This window comes from Dactylosporangium sp. NPDC049525 (assembly GCF_040676755.1).
In the GTDB taxonomy this organism is placed as follows: domain Bacteria; phylum Actinomycetota; class Actinomycetes; order Mycobacteriales; family Micromonosporaceae; genus Dactylosporangium.
Genome location: NZ_JBFAPO010000038.1, coordinates 13,322 through 29,496 on the forward strand (window position 1 = coordinate 13,322; position 16,175 = coordinate 29,496).

Genomic DNA, 16,175 nt, shown 5'->3' on the forward strand with positions numbered 1-16,175 from the left:
GTGCGTGCGCGACCTCGACGCCGCCGGCAGGAGCTACGCCAGGAGGTGCCTGGCGTAGCTCCGGGCCGAGCTGTCGAGCTCGAACGCCGGCACGTCGCCGTGGCCGCCGGGGTTGGCGTGCAGCGTCTTGTCCGCCGACCCGAACGCGTCGAACAAGGCCAGGGCGGCGTCGCGTGGCACCAGCTCGTCGTGCCACTGCAGCAGGAACTGGACCGGGACCGTGATCCGCGCCGCGACGTCGACCGGCCCGGCCGCGAGCCCCAGCACGGCCGCGGCGATCCTCGGCTCGGCCGCGACGAGCGGGATGCCGATCCCGGTGCCGAGGGACGCGCCGCCGAACCCGACCGGCCCGCCGGGCCGCAGCTCGTCGATGACGGCCCGCCACTCCGGCACCGCCTGCGCGGCCAGCCGCGCGTTGAACTCGATGACCTGTTCACCGGTCGGGCGGCCGTGCCACGGCGGGGCGATCCGGGGGCGGTCGCCGTGGCCGGGCGCGTCGATCGCGGCGACCGCGACGCCGAGGTCGCGCACGTACCGGTGGGCGCGCGCCGTGGGCGCCGTCTTGTCCTGGCGGCCGCCGTGGGCGAGCAGGATCAACGCCGCGCCGCCGGTTGCCGGCGCGCCGGCCGGTGTCCAGAGCACGCCGGGGACGTCGCCGAGGGTGAAGTGCCGGGTGGAGACGCCGTCAGCGGTCGTCTCGGAGAGGTGACGCACAAGGTTGCCTTTCGGGATGCCGTGTTGCCGGCGCCCGACGGCCACCTGGGTCAGATGAGCCGCACGACCATGGGGGTAGGGAGCGCCCGGCCTGTGCCTGCGTGCACGGGTCTCACCTCCTGCCATCGATCAGATACCGGCAGACCGTAGCAGCTAATCCGGTGGACACACCGCCCGCAGTGCGGCAATGGTCAAGGGCATGCGACAAGAGGACATCTGGGACGCCGACACCGCCGCCCGGTATGACACGCCCGGCACCGGCATGTTCGCGCCCGACGTCGTCGGGCCCGCCGTGGACCGCCTCGCGGCGCTCGCCGGCGGTGGCCGGGCCCTGGAGTTCGCGATCGGCACCGGCCGCGTCGCCGTCCCCCTCGCCGCCCGCGGCGTCCCCGTCACCGGCATCGAACTGTCCCAGGCGATGCTGCAGCGGCTGCGCGAGAAGGCCGACGAGGCGGCGATCCCCGTCGTCGTCGGCGACATGGCCACCGCCACCGCACCCGGCGAATACACGCTCGTCTACCTGGTGTACAACACCATCTCGAACCTGCTCACCCAGGCCGAACAGGTCGCGTGCTTCCGCAACGCCGCCCGCCACCTCGCCCCCGGCGGCCGGTTCGTGATCGAGCTCGAGGTCCCCGACCTGCGCCGCCTCCCGCCGGGCCAGCCGGCCGTCGTCTTCGCCGCCGAACCCGGCTACCTCGGGGTGGACACCTTCGACGTGCTGCAGCAGCACCTGGTGTCGCACCACTTCACGTTCGACCCGCTGATCACCGGCGACCGGCAGGCCCGGGTGGGCCGCAGCCCGCACCGCTACATCTGGCCCGCCGAGCTCGACCTCATGGGCCAGCTCGCCGGGTTCGACCTGGAAAGCCGGCACGCCGACTGGCGCGGCACCGAGTTCACCGCCGACTCGCCCGGCCACGTCTCGGTCTACCGCACCGCCGGAAAGCCGGTATCGTCCGGTCCGTGACGGGCCGGGTGTTGGTGACAGGCGCGACCGGCTCGCTGGGCCGCCGGGTGTACGAGCGAGCCACCGCCGCCGGATGGACCCCGATCGGCACCCACTTCAGCGGCCCCGACGGCGCCGCCGACGTCCGGCTCGACATCCGGGACCGGGCTGCGGTCGACGCCGTGCTCCGCGACCTGCGACCGGATGCCGTGATCCACGCGGCGGGCGGCCGTGACCGTGGCGACTGGCGCTCCCTCGCCGACGGCGCCGCCCACGTCGCCCTTGCGGCCGCCGCGACCGGGGCGCGGCTGGTGCACGTGTCCAGCGACGCGGTGTTCTCCGGCCGGGAGGTCCACTACACCGAGGACGCGCTGCCGGACCCGACGTACCGGTACGGTGCCGCGAAGGCCGCCGCCGAGACCGCCGTGCAGGCGATCGCCCCGGCCGCGGTCCTCGTGCGGACCTCGACGATCCTCGGCGACGGCCGCGGCGCCCACGAGGTCCTCACCCACGCCCTGTCCTCCCGGGAACGCACCGGCGCCCTGTTCACCGACGAGATCCGCATGCCGGTCCACGTCGACGACCTCGCCGACGCCCTGCTCGAACTGGCCGGCGCCGACTGGCACGGCCCGCTGCACGTCACCGGCCCCGAACCGGTCAGCCGCTACGACCTGGGGCTGCTGGTCGCGGCCCGTGACGGCCTCGACCCGGCGTCGATCCCGGCCGCCCGCAGCGCCGACGTGCTGCCGGGCCGCCCCTTGGACGTCCGGCTCGACTGCACCCTCGCCCGGTCGCTGCTGCGGACCCCGCTGCGCCCAGTGACGCAGTTCATGGCCGCGCCGCTGCCCGCCTGAGTTGGCCGGCCGGATCCGGGCGCGGCGCCGGATAGGCTGGCGGGGTGAACGCGACGTTCGACCCGCGGGACCTGCTCGCCGTCAGCCGCCTGGGCGTCCTGGCCACGATCAAGGCCGACGGCCGGCCGCAGCTGTCGCCGGTCCTGCCGTTCTACGACCGTGCCGCCGCCGTCATCCTCGTGTCGATGACGCAGGGCCGGGCGAAGACGGCGAACCTGCGCCGCGACCCGCGCGCCGCCCTGGAGGTCACCAGCGCCGACGGCCTGGAGTGGGCGACCGCGGAGGGCGTCGCGACGCTCACCGGCCCCGGCACCGACCCGCACGGCGAGGAGGTCGAGGCGCTCGTCGACTACTACCGGCGCGCAGCCGGCGAACACCCCGACTGGGACGAGTACCGGCAGGTGATGGTGTCCGACCGGCGCGTGCTGATGACGATGACCGTCGAGCACGTGTACGGCGAACGGATCGGCTGACCGTCACCGGCCGGCGGGGGCGCCGAACCAGGTGGGCAGGTGCTGCAGGAGGTCCTGCTGGTCGTCGCCGAGCCAGGCGACGTGACCGTCCGGGCGCAGCAGGACCGCCGGGGCGTCCAGCTCCTCGCTGACGTCCACGACGTGCTCGACCCGGTCCGCCCAGCCGGTCACCGACAGCCGGCCGGTCTGATCCAGCAGCAGGCCGCGGCCGCCGCGCAGCAGCTCGTACAGGCGGCCGCGGTTGAGCGGCACGTCCCGCAGCCGGCGGCCGAGCAGGTCGGGGCCGGGGCCGAAGTCGTAGCGGATGCCGATCGCGATGATCTTCTCGGTGAGGTACCGGCTGACGTCGTCGAAGTCCATGAGCTGGGCGAGGAGCCGGCGGACCGCCTGGGCGCCCGGGTCCAGGGACATCAGGTGCATCTGGGCGCGGGTGTTGTCCAGCACGTCGGCGGCCACCGGGTGCCGTTCGAGGTGGTAGCTGTCCAGCAGCCCGGCCGGTGCCCAGCCGTTGACCGCGGCGGCGAGTTTCCAGCCGAGGTTGAACGCGTCCTGGACGCCGAGGTTGAGGCCCTGCCCACCGGTCGGCGGGTGGATGTGCGCGGCGTCGCCGGCCAGGAACACCCGGCCGTCCCGGTACCGCTCGGCCTGCCGGGTCGCGTTGCCGAAGCGGGACAGCCAGCGCGGTGAGTGCACGCCGAAGTCGGTGCCGGCGGTCGCGTGCAGCTGCCGCTGGAACTCCTCGAACGACGGCGGGACCGCGCGGTCCTGCACGACGCCGTCCGCGGGCACGAGGACCCTGAACCTGCCGTCGCCGAGGGGCATGGCGCCGAAGCGGAGCTGGGTCTTGCGGACCTCGGTGTTCACGGCGGTCACCTCCTCCATCGACGCGGTCAGCTCCATCTCGCCGAGCAGCGTGTCGACCGTGGACGGCTCGCCGGGGAAGCCGATGCCGAGGAGCTTGCGGACCGTGCTGCGGCCGCCGTCGCAGCCGACGAGGTACCGCGCCCGCAGCCGCGTGCCGTCGGCGAGCTCGGCGGTCACCCCGTCCCCGTCCTGGCTCAGGCCGGCCAGTTCGGCCCCGCGCCGCACCTCGGTGCCGAGCGCGACGGCGTGTTCGGTGAGCAGGCGGAGGATGACGGGCTGCGGGATGCCGAGCACGTAGGCGTGCGCGGTGTCGAGCCGGTCCGGTGGTGGCTTGCTGATGCCGGCGAAGAAGCCGCCGAGCGGATGCTGCCGGCCGAGGGCGAGGAACCCGTCGAGGAGGCCGCGCTGGTCGAGCACCTCGATGGTGCGCGCGTGGATGCCGAGCGCCCGCACGACCTTCGTCGGCTCCGGCTCCTTCTCCAGCACGAGCACACCCACGCCGTGCAGCCGTAGTTCGGCGGCCAGCATCACGCCGGTCGGCCCGCCGCCGGCGATGATCACGTCGATCATGGAACGTCCCCCTCGTAGCCGTACCTCACAGCGTGCACCAGGGACCGAAGAGGACACGCACCACCGCGCGTAACAGGGGCGGTACTGGGGTGTAACGGCGGCTGGCCACGATCAGGGGCAGTCAGGGCCGTCCGTGCCGGTCCTGCGGAGAGGACGGCAGAGGTGCAGTCGACGCCACGTTTCCTGCAGGGTGTGTTCCCGTTCGTCGGCAAAGGGATCGAGTCGCCGGTGCCGCTGGACGCCGCGCTCAGCTACACCGTGCCGGCCGGGGTGATCGCGCAGACCGTGTACTTCCGCGGCGGCAACACCACCGACGACCTCGTGTACGTGGTGCTGACCCGCGACGGCCGGCCGATGCGGTACTTCCCGATCGGCGCGAAGAGCGACGTGCACGTGCCGCTGCGGGTCGTCGAGGACCTCGACGGCGGGACCGTCGTGGAGCTGCTCGTCGGCGCGCCGGAGGGTGTCGCCGGGTCGATCGTGGTGGACCTCGGCCTGGTGGAGGTGTAGCCGTGTCCGACAAACAGCGGCTGGTCGTCGTCGGCAACGGGATGGCCGGCGCGCGGGCGGTGGAGGAGATCCTCGAACGCGGCGGCCGGGACCAGTTCAACGTCACGATGTTCGGTGAGGAGCCGTACGGCAACTACAACCGGATCATGCTGTCCAACGTGCTGTCCGGGGCTGAGGAGGAGGACGGCATCTTCCTCAACAGCCTGCCCTGGTATGCCACGAACGGCATCGACCTGCGCGCCGGGGTCCGGGTCGAACGCATCGACCGGTTCGCGAAGGTGGTCCTGGACTCGCAGGGCACCGAGCTGCGCTACGACAAGCTGATCGTGGCCACCGGCAGCCGGCCGTTCATCCCGCCGATCGAGCACATGCACCACCCGAAACGCGGCTACCACCAGGGCGTGTTCACGTTCCGGACGATCGACGACACCCGCGGCATGATCCGCTACGCGCGTGACCATGAGCGGGCCGTCGTCATCGGCGGTGGGCTGCTCGGCCTGGAGGCGGCCCGGGGCCTGCAGCAGTACGGGGTGGCGGTCACGCTCGTGCACGCCGCCGGGCACCTGATGAACGCGCAGCTCGACGCCCAGGGCGGGGCGATCCTGAAGGCCAGCGTCGAGCGGCTCGGGATCACCGTCGAGCTCGCCGCCCGTACCGTGGCGGTCGAGGGCAAGGACAAGGTGCAGGGCGTCCGGTTCGCCGACGGCAGGGTCATCGCCTGCGACATGGTCGTGGTTGCCGCGGGGATCCGGCCCAACACGACGCTCGCCGAGGTCAGCGGGCTCGTCGTGGAACGCGGCATCGTCGTGGACGACCAGTTGCGCTGCGTCGACGAGCCCGACATCTACGCGGTGGGGGAGTGCGTGCAGCACCGCGGCGAAACGTATGGGCTGGTCGCGCCGCTGTGGGAGCAGGCGAGGGTGCTCGCCGACCACGTCACCGGCGCCGACCCGACGGCCGCCTACCACGGGTCGCGGACCGCGACGAAGCTCAAGGTCGCCGGTGTCGACGTCGCCGCGATGGGGATCACGACCCCGGCGCCGGGCGACGAGTTCGTGGTGTTCTCCGAGCCCAGCCGCGGCGTGTACAAGAGCGTCATCATCCGCGACGACCGGCTCGTCGGCGCGACCCTGCTCGGTGACGTCGGCAAGGTCGGGTACCTGATGCAGGCGTTCGACCAGGGCCTGCCGCTGCCGGAGGAGCGGGTGCGGCTGCTGTTCGACCTCGGCGGCCCCACCGACTCCGAAAGCGCCGCGGAGCTCGCGCCCGAAGCGCAGGTGTGCAACTGCAACGGTGTCAGCAAGGCCGCGATCGTCGACGCGACCGCCGTCACGAAGACCCTGTCCGGGGTCATGGACCGCACCCGGGCAGGGAAGGGCTGCGGGTCCTGCAAGTCCCTCGTCAAACAGATCGTGGACTGGGCCGCCGGAGGCGCCGCCGCCGAGGACCCGGCCGCGAACTGGTACGTGCCGGGCGTACCGATGAACAAACCGGAACTCATCGCGGCGATCCGCGCCCAGGACCTGCGCAGCGTCTCCGCCGTGTTCGACGCGCTCGCCGGCGGCGAGGAGGACGCGAAGAGCAAGATGGGACTCGTCTCGCTGCTGCGGATGCTGTGGGGCGACGACTACGTCGACGAACGCGGCGCCAGGTTCATCAACGACCGGGTCCACGCCAACATCCAGCGCGACGGCACGTTCTCCGTCGTGCCGCAGATGAAGGGCGGCGTCACCACCCCCGACCAGCTGCGCCGCATCGCCGACGTCGCCGACAAGTACGCGGTGCCGATGGTGAAACTCACCGGCGGGCAGCGCATCGACCTGCTCGGCATCCGCAAGGAGGACCTGCCGAAGGTGTGGGCCGACCTGGACATGCCGTCCGGGTACGCGTACGGCAAGAGCATGCGGACCGTGAAGACGTGCGTCGGCTCCGACTACTGCCGCTTCGGCGTCGGCGACTCCACCGCGCTCGGCATCGCGATCGAGACCCGGTTCCAGGGCCTGGAGAGCCCCGGCAAGATGAAACTCGCCGTCACCGGCTGCCCACGCAACTGCGCCGAGGCGTATGTGAAGGACCTCGGTGTCGTCGCGATCGACGGCGGCCGGTGGGAGATCTACGTCGGCGGCGCCGCCGGCGCGCACATCCGCAAGGGCGACCTGCTCGCCACCGTCGACACCGCCGACGAGGTCATGACGTTGACCGGGCGGTTCCTGCAGTACTACCGGGAGAACGCCAACTGGCTCGAGCGCACGTACGCGTTCGTGCCGCGGCTGGGCATCGAACGGCTCCGCGACCTGATCGTCGCCGACAGCGAGGGCCTCGGCGCGGGCCTCGACGAACGGATGGAGGCCGCCGTGGCCGCGTACCGCGACCCGTGGAAGGAAGGCCTCGACCCGTCGGTGCCGGGCCAGTTCCGCACGTCGCTGCCGCTGGTCGTGCTGCCGCAGGTGCCGGTCCGATGACCGCCGTGGAGACCGGGCGCACGCACCGGCTCGGACCGGTCGCCGACATCCCCGTCGGGGAGGGCCGCGCCTACGCGGTCGACGGGGACCAGGTCGCCGTGTTCCGGCTGCGGGGCGGCGGGCTGCGGGCCGTGTCCGCGGTCTGCCCGCACGCCGGCGGTCCCCTCGCCGACGGGCTCATCGACGCGAAGGTCGTCATCTGCCCGCTGCACCAGCACGTGTACGACCTGGCCACCGGCTGCTCCACCACCGGCCAGCCGCCGCTACGGGTCTATGCCGTGCACATCGACGCCGACGGCGACGTGGTGGTCACCAAGTGACCGGTCGCAACCCCTAGGATGGCCCGGGTGATCACCCGGCGACCTGATGGGGGAACGGTGTCCTTCGCGTTGACACGACGCTCCGCGATGCTCGGAGCTGTCGCCGCGGCGACCGGGACGGCGATGTCCGGGCTGATCCCGGGCCAGCGCACGGCGAACGCGTCGCTGCCCGGCAAGACCGCCGGGATCACGTACAAGTACGCCGACAAGATCTGGTGGGCGGACGCCGACGGCGGCGACCCCCGGGTCCTGGCCACCGGCGTCGCCGCCGGATCCGGGACGTGGGCACCGGACGGCAGCCGGTTCGTGTACTCCAACGGGCTCAACATCATTTCGGTGCGCGCCGACGGCAGCGAACCGGTCACCATCATGGGTGTCATGGCCACGCCCGTCACCGAGCCGGCGTTCACCCCGGACGGCGGCTGCATCGTCTACACGCATCAGACCGGGATCACCGCCGGCTACGCCACCCGGGACAGCCGGCTGGTGACCGGCAGGTGGCAGTTCGCGGTGCCGAACGACGGCACGGCCTCCGCCGCGGCCGTCGCCGCCGACGGCACGATCGTCTACCAGCGCGGCACCGACGTGTACCGGGTCGCCGGCCCCACCGCCGTGTCGAAGCTCATCACCGACGCCACCGCCCCGGACTTCTCGCCCGACGGCGCGAAGCTCGCGTTCGTCCGCGGCGGGCAGATCTGGACCGCGAACGCCGACGGCACCGGCGCCGCCCAGCTGACCACGCCCGGCAACACCGCCAGCACCGCCAACACCGACCCGGCCTGGGCCACCAACGGCCTGGCGATCCTGTTCACCAGCGTCGAGGGCGGCACCCCGAAGATCAAACGGATCGACCTCGGCACGAAGACCGTCCAGACCCTGGTCGCCAAGGGCAGCGAGCCGACCTGCCAGCCGGTGAACCGCAACACCGTCGAACGCGTCTGGGGCCAGACCGCGCTCGGCACGGCGGTGGCGGCGTCGCGGTACAACTGGGCCGACCACGGCGTCGACGACGGCGTCCGCGCGCAGGCGAAGGCGGTCGTGCTGTCCCGCGACGACACGTACTTCGACGCCCTCGGCGGGTCCGCCCTGGCCATCGTCAAGCAGGGGCCGCTGCTCATCACCCCGCCGAAGAAGCTGGACGCCGGCACCCAGGCGGAGCTGCAGCGGGTCCTCGGCGGCACCGGCACGGTGTATCTGCTGGGTGGCACCGTCGCGCTGTCGGCGCAGGTCGAGTCGCAGGTCACGGCCCTGGGATACCCGGTCGTGCGGCTGTGGGGGGCCGACGAGTACGCCACCGCGATCGCGATCGCGAAGGCGATCACCGCCACCCCGTCGACGATCATCGTGGCCACGTCGCTGAAGTACTACGACGCGCTCGCCGCGGGCGCCGCCGCCGGCGCCAACCCGGGCACCGTCGTCGTGCTCTGCGCCGGTGACGCGATGCCGGCCACGACCGCGGCGTACCTCAACACGTTCGACCCCGACCTGTCGCACGCCGGCGGCACCCGGATCATCGCCGTCGGCGGCCCGGCGATGGCCGCGCTGCGCAACGCGAAGCTCGGCGGGCAACTGCCGGCCTGGCCGACGACGTTCGTTCCCATGGTCCTGTACGGGCAGACGGAGTTCGAGACGGCCGTCGAGGTGGCCAGGTACTTCTTCCCCACCCCGGCGACCGCCGCGGTGGCCACCGCCACGACCTGGTTCGACGCCCTGACCGGCGGCGCGATGATCGGCGCGAACGGCGGCCCGCTGCTGCTGGGCTCCGCCGGCGACCTCGGACCGGCGACCCAGGCGTACTTCTCGGAGCACTCGGGGTCCCTGGCGTACGCGGTGCTGCTCGGCGGGCCGCTCGCGTTGAAGGAGAGCCTGGTCGGGCCGCTCGGCGAGGCGATCTCGGCGCCGGGCGCCTACGACTACGTCCAGTACACCGAGACGTCCACCGCATCGGCGGGGGCGCAGCACCCGCGCGGCACCCGCCGGTAGCGGGTCAGGGCGTCGCGGCGGGCGGTGCCTGCGGTGGGCGCAGGCCGTCGATGAGGACGGTGAAGAGGCGTTCGGCCCTGCCCGGGTCGGGGCCGTCGTGCACGGCGGTGAACAGGCTCTTGAGGAACGTGAGCAGGTCGTCGACGGTGACGCCGGGGCGGACCGCGCCGGCGTCCTGAGCGCGGGCGAGCAGCGTGGCGACCGCGTCGTGCAGGTCGGCGAGCAGGGGGCCGGGCACGGTCATGGCGTCGGACGTGTCGCGTTTGGTGGCGCCCTCGGCGCCCAGGTGGGTGAGGAAGGCGAAGAACGCGGCGCCGGGGTCCGGGGCGTCGGCGTGCTGCCGGGCGGCGGTGACCAGGTCGGTGACCCGGGCCGTGATCACTGCCTGGAACAGGGCCTCCTTTGTCGGGAAGTGCCGGTAGACGGTGCCGGGGCCGACGCCGGCGCGGGCGGCGATGTCGTCCAGCGGCACCGCGAAGCCGGCCTCGGCGAACGCGTCCCGGGCGGCCACGAGGATCCGGTCGCGGTTGCGCCGGGCGTCGGCGCGCAGGGGTTGCTCAGCAGAAGCCATTGCTAACCGGGGCCACCGTTCCGTATCGTCTAACCGGGGTCATCGTTCCGATTGTACTGGAGGAGCCATGGTGCACAGCCCGCGTGACGTCGCCGAGCAGGTCCGGCGGATGGTCGCCGGTGAGGGGATCGCCTTCGCCGATCTGTTCGCGGAGGACGGCGTGCTGGAATACCCGTTCGCGCTGCCCGGCCAGCCGCGGGAGCTGCGCGGCCGGGACGCGATCCGCGCCTACCACGGCGCGGCGGCGGGCTCCCGGCGGCTGTTCGACATGGACGGCGTCGACGCGCTCGTCCGCGACACCGACGACCCCGAGGTGGTCGTCGCCGAGATCGAGCACCACGGGCGGTCCGCGGTGACCGGCGAGGCGTACCGGTTCCGCGCCCTCGGCGTCATCCGGGTCCGCGACGGCGAGATCGTGTCCTACCAGGACTACATGGACCCGATCGCCACGGCCCGGCTGCTCGGCCGGACCGCCGACCTCGCCGCCGCGCTGACGGCGGCCTGACGCCCCCGGTGACCGGCGCGACCAGACGGCGCCGGCGGCCGATGACGTCGGCCGGGGCCGTCAGGCGATGTCGACGGTGAACATCGAGGTGCTGCCGTCGGCGGCGGTGAGGGTGACCGGCCCGAACGTGATGACCGGCACCGACGCGGTGCCGGAACCGCGGTAGAAGCCGGTCGCGCCGGTGACCCGCACGGCGACCGCGACAAGGGTGGCGGCGACCTCCTCGTCGACGTCGAGCCGGGCCTGGGTGAAGGCGCCCTGGCCGTGCTCCTCGCCCCAGGCCCGCACCGCCTCGGCGTCGCGGCACAGGCCGGGCAGGATGCTCGAGTTGGCCCACGCCCAGACCCACGACGACGTCGAGGCGTTGAAGCTGCCCAGGATCTGCGCCGGCGCGGTCGCGGTCTTGTCCGGGAACGTCCAGGTGATGACGCCGGTGCGCTGGTCGAGGCCCCACCGGTCGGCGGTGCCCAGGCCCCAGGACCGGTGAGCCTCGGCCAGCTGGTCGATCATGTCCTCGCCCTGCATGATCAGGACGGCCAGGTCGACGGGTGCGGCGGCGCGACGCTTGAAGATCCCCATGGCGGGAGAGTCTCGCAGGCCCCAGCCGCCGGTTACAGGGGCGGGGGCTGGGTGCCGTGGGCGGCCTGGCGCAGGTCGATGTCGTGGACCAGGCGCCGCGCGGTGTCGTCGTCGAGCTCCTCGGCGAAGACGGCGTCGGCGAGGGCGTCGCGCTGGGCGTCGAAGTCCGCGTCACCGGTGGGCGCGGCGCCGGGCAGCGCGCCGGCGGCGATGGCGACGCCGCGGGCGTGCAGCTCGGCCTCGCGGGCGCTTTCCGCCGCGGTGTCGATGCGCAGCCGGCGGACCAGCATCGGGATGGTGGTGCCCTGGATGAGCAGGGTGCCGAAGGTGACGAGCAGCGCGATCGCCTGGATCTCGTCGCGGCCGGGGAACGGGGTGCCGTCGGCGAGGTGCTCCGGGACGGCGGCCGCGGCGGCGAGAGTCAGGATGCCGCGCATGCCGGTCCAGCCGACGATGATCGCCTCCTTCGGGGTGGGTTCGCCGAGGACGGGGCGCTGGCGGCCGCGGCGGGCCCGCCACTGCAGGCGGCGTTCCCACTTCGCGCGGGCCCGCGGGTCGGTCGCGACGCGCCGCTCGCGTTGCCGGCGGCGCAGCCCCCACCAGGCGAACGACGCCCGCACCGCGCCGAGGCGGAACACGATGACGGTGACCAGGATGACGGCGGCGGCGACCACGGTGCGCAGCAGCGAGTCCGACGTGGCGAGGCTCTGCACCACGAAGCGCAGCTGGAGTCCGATGTAGGCGAAGACGAACGTCTCCAGCAGGAAGTCCACGACCGGCCAGACGGCCTCCTCCTGCAGCCGGGCCCGGTAGGCGCCCGGGTACTGGTGCCGCTTGTCCAGGGCGGTGTTGATGGACACGGAGAACGCGGCGACGACGACGGCGAGGATGCCCGAGGCGTGCACCTGCTCGGCGAGCAGGAACGCGGTGAACGGCAGCAGCAGCGACACCGCGGTCTCCAGGACCGGGTCGTGCAGGCGTTTGCGCAGCCACAGCGTGACCACGGCGAGCACGCCGCCGAGGAACACCCCGACGAGGGCGTTGTACAGGAAGAGCACGAAGCCGTTGTCGAACAGGGTGTGCCCGGCGCCGGTCGCCGCGACGGCGAGGCCGAACAGGGTGAGGGCGGTCGCGTCGTTGACGAGGCTCTCGCCGGTGAGGATCGCGGTGGCCCGGCGGGGCAGGCCGAGCTCCTTGCCGTGGGTGACGGTGGTGATGGTGTCCGGCGGGGCGAGGACGGCGCCGAGGACCAGCGCGGCCTGCAGGCCGATCGCGGGCAGCAGCAGCGACGCGACGAGCCCGGTGACCCCGGTGGTGAACACGACGAGCGTGACGCCCAGGGTCAGGATCGGGCCCAGGTTCTGCGAGAAGCTCGACATGGAGGCGCCCCGGGCCGCGGAGTACAGCAGCGGCGGCACGACGACGGCGAGGATCAGTTCGCTGTCCAGTTCGAGGCGCGGCACGCCCGGGATGAACGACGCGGCCGCGGCGAGGATGACCACGACCAGCCCGGGCTGGGCACCGCGGCGGTGCGCGACGGCCGAGACCGTGATCCCGCCGAAGATGATCAGGAGGAGCTGGACACCGTTCACGAATGATCACGATAAGCCACCCTTGACGGAGTGAGTACTCACTCCGCACAATCGTGGGTATGACTGAACCCCGTAAGCGAGCCACACCCATGAGCCCGGACCACCGCCGCGCGATGATCGTCGCGGCCGCGCTGCCTCTCGTCGTCGAGCACGGCGCCGCCGTCACCACCGCCCAGGTCGCCCGCGCCGCCGGCATCGGCGAGGGCACCATCTTCCGCGCGTTCGCCGACAAGGACGCGCTGCTCGCCGCGTGCGTGGCCGAGGCGCTGCGCCGCGACGACACCCTCGCCCACGTGCGCGCCATCGACCTCGACCAGCCCCTCGCCGACCGGCTCGTCGAGGCGGTGGAGACGCTGCGGGGGTACCTGACCCGCATGGGCGCCGTCATCGGTGCCCTCGGCGCGGCCGGCCTGCGCCGCGACCCCGGTGAGTTGCCGCCGGTGGACCGCCGGCGCGAGTCGATGACGGAGACCGTCGACGCCCTCGCGGGGCTGTTCGAACCGGAGCAGGACCGGCTGCGCCGGGACCCCGAATACCTCGCCCGGGCGTTCCACCACCTCGTCATGGCCGGCGGCGAACCGGCCGACCTGGTCGAACTGTTCCTGCACGGCGCCCTCAACGATGCGCAGAACACCGCGCAAACCGGTGGACAACCGGCACCCGCCGCGGCAAAGGTGCAGCATGGACATCCTTCGCCAGCATGAGATCGCCGAGGCCGGCCACCGGATCCTCAACCCGTTCACCGACGACAAGCTGATGCTGCTCGGCGAGGTGTGCCGGCTCGGACCGGGGCAGCGCCATCTCGACCTCGCCTGCGGCAAGGGCGAGATGCTGTCGCGGTGGGCCGACGTCTACGGCACCGTGGGTGAGGGCGTCGACATCAGCGAGGTGTTCCTGGCCGCCGCCCACGACCGCGCCCGCGAGCTCGGCGTCAGCGACCGCGTCACGTTCCGCCACGGCGACGCCGCCAAGGACGTCCCCGACGACGCCTCCTACGACGTGGTGTCCTGCATCGGCGCCACCTGGATCGGCGGCGGCCTCGCCGGCACCGTCGAGCTGCTGCGCCCCGCGCTGCGCCCCGGCGGGCTGATGCTCATCGGCGAGCCGTACTGGACCGCCACCCCACCCGGCGGCATCCCGGCCGAGTTCGCGGAGTTCACGTCGCTGCTGGGCACGCTTGACCGGCTGGAGGCCGCGGGCCTGAGCCTGGTCGAGATGGTCCTCGCCGACCACGACTCATGGGACCGGTACGCGGCGGCGCAGTGGTGGACCGTCGACGAGTGGCTCCGTGCGCACCCGACGGGCCCCGACGCCGACACCATGCGGCGCTATTTGGAGCACAGCAGGCGGACGCACCTGGAATACCGGCGGGAATTTCTGGGCTGGGGCGTCTTCGTGTGCCGCACCGCCTGACACCGCCGCGCGGTCGGCCCGGCGCCGCTGCTGACGGCGGCGCCCCATGAGCAGGACCAGCAACCCGGCCGCCGCGCACCCGACCTGGGCGGCGGTCGCCGTGTCCTGCAGCCACGCGTCCTGCGTGCGGCCGAACGTCCACCCGGCGACCCAGTCGCCCTGCAGCGCGATGTACACCGTCGCCGCACCGACCGCCGTCCAACCCGCTGCCGTGCGCCCCCGAACCATGCCGACAGTCTCGCCATCGAGCACTGTGACGTTCCTGAGCTCGCCTGAGCCCGTTCTCAGCGGGCGGGTACGGCGCTCATTTGCGCTGGCACAGCAGCTCGACGGACTGGTCCGACGCGGCGGTCACGGTGACGTCGGTGGCCACGCAGGCGCCGTCGACGCCGCGCGCCGACAGCCGGTAACGGCCCGGGCCGAGGGTGAACCGGAACTCCTGGCCCTCCGCCACCTGCTGCCGGGTGACCTCGGCGCCGCCGCGCTGCACGATCACCGTGCCGGGGGCGCTGCCGGGCGACGCGCCGGGTGGCCCGCCGGACTGGACGATCGTGCCGTGGACGGTCCCCGGCGGCCCGTCGGAGCCGGCGTCGCGGCCGCCGCAACCGCTCGCGGCGAACGCGGCCGCGGCGGCGGCGCAGGCGATGGTGGTCCGCAACCGCACACCCGCGAGCGTAGGGCCGTGCCGCAAGATGGCAGGCATGACGAGTGGACCGTTGCGGGGCGTGCGGGTGGTGGAGCTGGCCGGGATCGGGCCGGGGCCGTTCGCGGGGATGATGCTGGCGGACCTCGGCGCGGACGTGGTCCGGGTCGACCGGATCGGGCCCGGGTCGCCGATCGCGCCGCCGGCCGCCACCGACCTGCTCAACCGCGGGAAACGGTCCGTGGCCGTCGACCTGAAGGATCCCGCGGGCGTGGCGACCGTGCTGGGATTGGTGGAGCGGGCGCACGTGCTGATCGAGGGGTACCGGCCCGGCGTCGCGGAGCGGCTCGGGGTCGGACCCGAGCAGGCGCACGCGGTGAACCCGGCGCTGGTCTACGGGCGGATGACCGGCTGGGGGCAGGACGGGCCGCGGGCCGGCACCGCCGGGCACGACATCACCTACCTGGCGCTGTCCGGGGCGCTGCACGCGATCGGCCGGGCCGGCGGGCCGCCGCAGGTGCCGGTGAACCTGCTCGGCGACTTCGGCGCCGGCGCGCTGTACCTGGTGGTCGGGGTGATCGCCGCGCTGCGCGACGCGGAGCGGACCGGCCGCGGGCAGGTCGTGGACGCCGCGATCGTCGACGGGGCGGCGCACATCAGCACGATGCTGCACAGCATGCTGGCCGTCGGCCTGTGGCAGGACCGCCGCGGTGTCAACATGATCGACACTGGGGCGCCGTTCTACGACGTGTACGAGACCGCGGACGGCAAACATGTCGCGGTGGGCGCGTTCGAGCCGCAGTTCTACGCGACCCTCGTCGCGACGCTCGGGCTGAGCGACCTGCCGGACCAGCTGGACGTGGCGCAGTGGCCGGCGCTGCGGGAGCGGCTCGCCGCGGCGTTCCTGACCAGGACCCGCGACGAGTGGTCGGCGCTGTTCCACGACGGCGACGGCTGCGTCACGCCCGTGCTGTCACTGCACGAGGCGCCCCGCGACGCGCACCTGGCCGCGCGGGGCACGTTCACCGAGCACCTGGGCGTCGTGCAGCCCGTGCCGGCGCCCCGGTTCTCCGCGACCCCGGCCACCCTGGGCGGGCCGCCGCCGCTGCCGGGCCAGCACACCGCCGAGGTCCTCCAGGAGTGGGGCGTGCAGCCGGAGTAGCCGGGCGCGGC

17 protein-coding genes are annotated in these 16,175 nt (G+C 73.3%); 11 read left to right on the forward strand and 6 right to left on the reverse strand.

What is annotated here, in order from left to right:
- Positions 1–33: 33 nt before the first annotated feature.
- Positions 34–714, reverse strand: a complete 681-nt coding sequence (locus AB0K00_RS38075) for an alpha/beta hydrolase (RefSeq protein ID WP_363531112.1) — start codon at positions 712–714, stop codon at positions 34–36.
- A 199-nt stretch (positions 715–913) separates the two neighbouring features.
- Between AB0K00_RS38075 and AB0K00_RS38080 the strand changes: the two genes are divergently transcribed.
- From AB0K00_RS38080 to AB0K00_RS38090, 3 genes are read left to right on the forward strand one after another with little or no spacing between them, the layout of a single operon-like run.
- The gene (locus AB0K00_RS38080) at positions 914–1,684 is read left to right on the forward strand and encodes a class I SAM-dependent methyltransferase (protein ID WP_363531115.1); all 771 of its coding nucleotides are present in this window, start codon (positions 914–916) and stop codon (positions 1,682–1,684) included.
- Complete coding sequence (locus AB0K00_RS38085; protein WP_363531118.1) at positions 1,681–2,517, forward strand: sugar nucleotide-binding protein; 837 nt, start codon at positions 1,681–1,683, stop codon at positions 2,515–2,517. Before AB0K00_RS38080 ends, AB0K00_RS38085 begins: the two co-directional genes overlap by 4 nt.
- Before the next feature lie 44 nt (positions 2,518–2,561).
- A complete protein-coding gene (locus AB0K00_RS38090; RefSeq protein WP_363531121.1) occupies positions 2,562–2,990 on the forward strand; it encodes a PPOX class F420-dependent oxidoreductase in 429 nt (142 codons plus the stop codon).
- Positions 2,991–2,993: 3 nt separating this feature from the next.
- Here the strand turns inward: AB0K00_RS38090 and rox are convergent, their stop codons facing one another.
- Positions 2,994–4,424, reverse strand: coding sequence for a rifampin monooxygenase (rox, locus tag AB0K00_RS38095; RefSeq protein ID WP_363531123.1), 1,431 nt, complete (start codon positions 4,422–4,424; stop codon positions 2,994–2,996).
- Positions 4,425–4,586: 162 nt separating this feature from the next.
- Between rox and AB0K00_RS38100 the strand changes: the two genes are divergently transcribed.
- The 4 genes from AB0K00_RS38100 to AB0K00_RS38115 all read left to right on the forward strand — a co-directional run bounded on the left by AB0K00_RS38100 (position 4,587) and on the right by AB0K00_RS38115 (position 9,699).
- A complete protein-coding gene (locus AB0K00_RS38100) occupies positions 4,587–4,934 on the forward strand; it encodes a molybdopterin oxidoreductase (RefSeq protein WP_363531126.1) in 348 nt (115 codons plus the stop codon).
- Positions 4,935–4,936: 2 nt separating this feature from the next.
- The gene (gene nirB / locus AB0K00_RS38105; protein ID WP_363531129.1) at positions 4,937–7,396 is read left to right on the forward strand and encodes a nitrite reductase large subunit NirB; all 2,460 of its coding nucleotides are present in this window, start codon (positions 4,937–4,939) and stop codon (positions 7,394–7,396) included.
- Positions 7,393–7,716: a Rieske (2Fe-2S) protein gene (locus tag AB0K00_RS38110; protein WP_363531132.1), complete on the forward strand. Its 324-nt coding sequence runs from the start codon at positions 7,393–7,395 to the stop codon at positions 7,714–7,716. Before nirB ends, AB0K00_RS38110 begins: the two co-directional genes overlap by 4 nt.
- A gap of 69 nt (positions 7,717–7,785) precedes the next feature.
- On the forward strand, positions 7,786–9,699 hold the full coding sequence (locus AB0K00_RS38115; protein ID WP_363531135.1) for a cell wall-binding repeat-containing protein: 1,914 nt from the start codon (positions 7,786–7,788) through the stop codon (positions 9,697–9,699).
- Between the two features lie 4 nt (positions 9,700–9,703).
- On the opposite strand, the gene AB0K00_RS38120 is transcribed toward AB0K00_RS38115, so the two are convergent.
- On the reverse strand, positions 9,704–10,270 hold the full coding sequence (locus AB0K00_RS38120) for a helix-turn-helix domain-containing protein (RefSeq protein WP_363531138.1): 567 nt from the start codon (positions 10,268–10,270) through the stop codon (positions 9,704–9,706).
- Between the two features lie 67 nt (positions 10,271–10,337).
- Between AB0K00_RS38120 and AB0K00_RS38125 the strand changes: the two genes are divergently transcribed.
- Positions 10,338–10,775 carry a nuclear transport factor 2 family protein gene (locus AB0K00_RS38125; protein ID WP_363531141.1) on the forward strand — a complete coding sequence of 146 codons (438 nt, stop codon included), beginning with the start codon at positions 10,338–10,340 and terminating at the stop codon, positions 10,773–10,775.
- A 60-nt stretch (positions 10,776–10,835) separates the two neighbouring features.
- On the opposite strand, the gene AB0K00_RS38130 is transcribed toward AB0K00_RS38125, so the two are convergent.
- Both AB0K00_RS38130 and AB0K00_RS38135 read right to left on the reverse strand, forming a co-directional pair.
- Positions 10,836–11,354, reverse strand: coding sequence for a DUF6882 domain-containing protein (locus tag AB0K00_RS38130; RefSeq protein ID WP_363531144.1), 519 nt, complete (start codon positions 11,352–11,354; stop codon positions 10,836–10,838).
- A gap of 32 nt (positions 11,355–11,386) precedes the next feature.
- The gene (locus AB0K00_RS38135; protein WP_363531147.1) at positions 11,387–12,946 is read right to left on the reverse strand and encodes a sodium:proton antiporter; all 1,560 of its coding nucleotides are present in this window, start codon (positions 12,944–12,946) and stop codon (positions 11,387–11,389) included.
- A 59-nt stretch (positions 12,947–13,005) separates the two neighbouring features.
- Here AB0K00_RS38135 and AB0K00_RS38140 point away from each other — a divergent pair, with 59 nt between their 5' ends.
- Both AB0K00_RS38140 and AB0K00_RS38145 read left to right on the forward strand, forming a co-directional pair.
- The gene (locus AB0K00_RS38140) at positions 13,006–13,650 is read left to right on the forward strand and encodes a helix-turn-helix domain-containing protein (RefSeq protein WP_363531150.1); all 645 of its coding nucleotides are present in this window, start codon (positions 13,006–13,008) and stop codon (positions 13,648–13,650) included.
- Positions 13,628–14,359, forward strand: a complete 732-nt coding sequence (locus tag AB0K00_RS38145; protein WP_363531152.1) for a methyltransferase domain-containing protein — start codon at positions 13,628–13,630, stop codon at positions 14,357–14,359. The genes AB0K00_RS38140 and AB0K00_RS38145 overlap by 23 nt, the downstream gene beginning before the upstream one ends.
- Before the next feature lie 304 nt (positions 14,360–14,663).
- Here AB0K00_RS38145 and AB0K00_RS38150 read toward each other — a convergent pair whose 3' ends face one another.
- Positions 14,664–15,023: a hypothetical protein gene (locus AB0K00_RS38150; RefSeq protein ID WP_363531155.1), complete on the reverse strand. Its 360-nt coding sequence runs from the start codon at positions 15,021–15,023 to the stop codon at positions 14,664–14,666.
- Between the two features lie 37 nt (positions 15,024–15,060).
- Here AB0K00_RS38150 and AB0K00_RS38155 point away from each other — a divergent pair, with 37 nt between their 5' ends.
- A complete protein-coding gene (locus AB0K00_RS38155) occupies positions 15,061–16,164 on the forward strand; it encodes a CaiB/BaiF CoA-transferase family protein (protein ID WP_363531158.1) in 1,104 nt (367 codons plus the stop codon).
- Positions 16,165–16,175 lie beyond the last annotated feature (11 nt).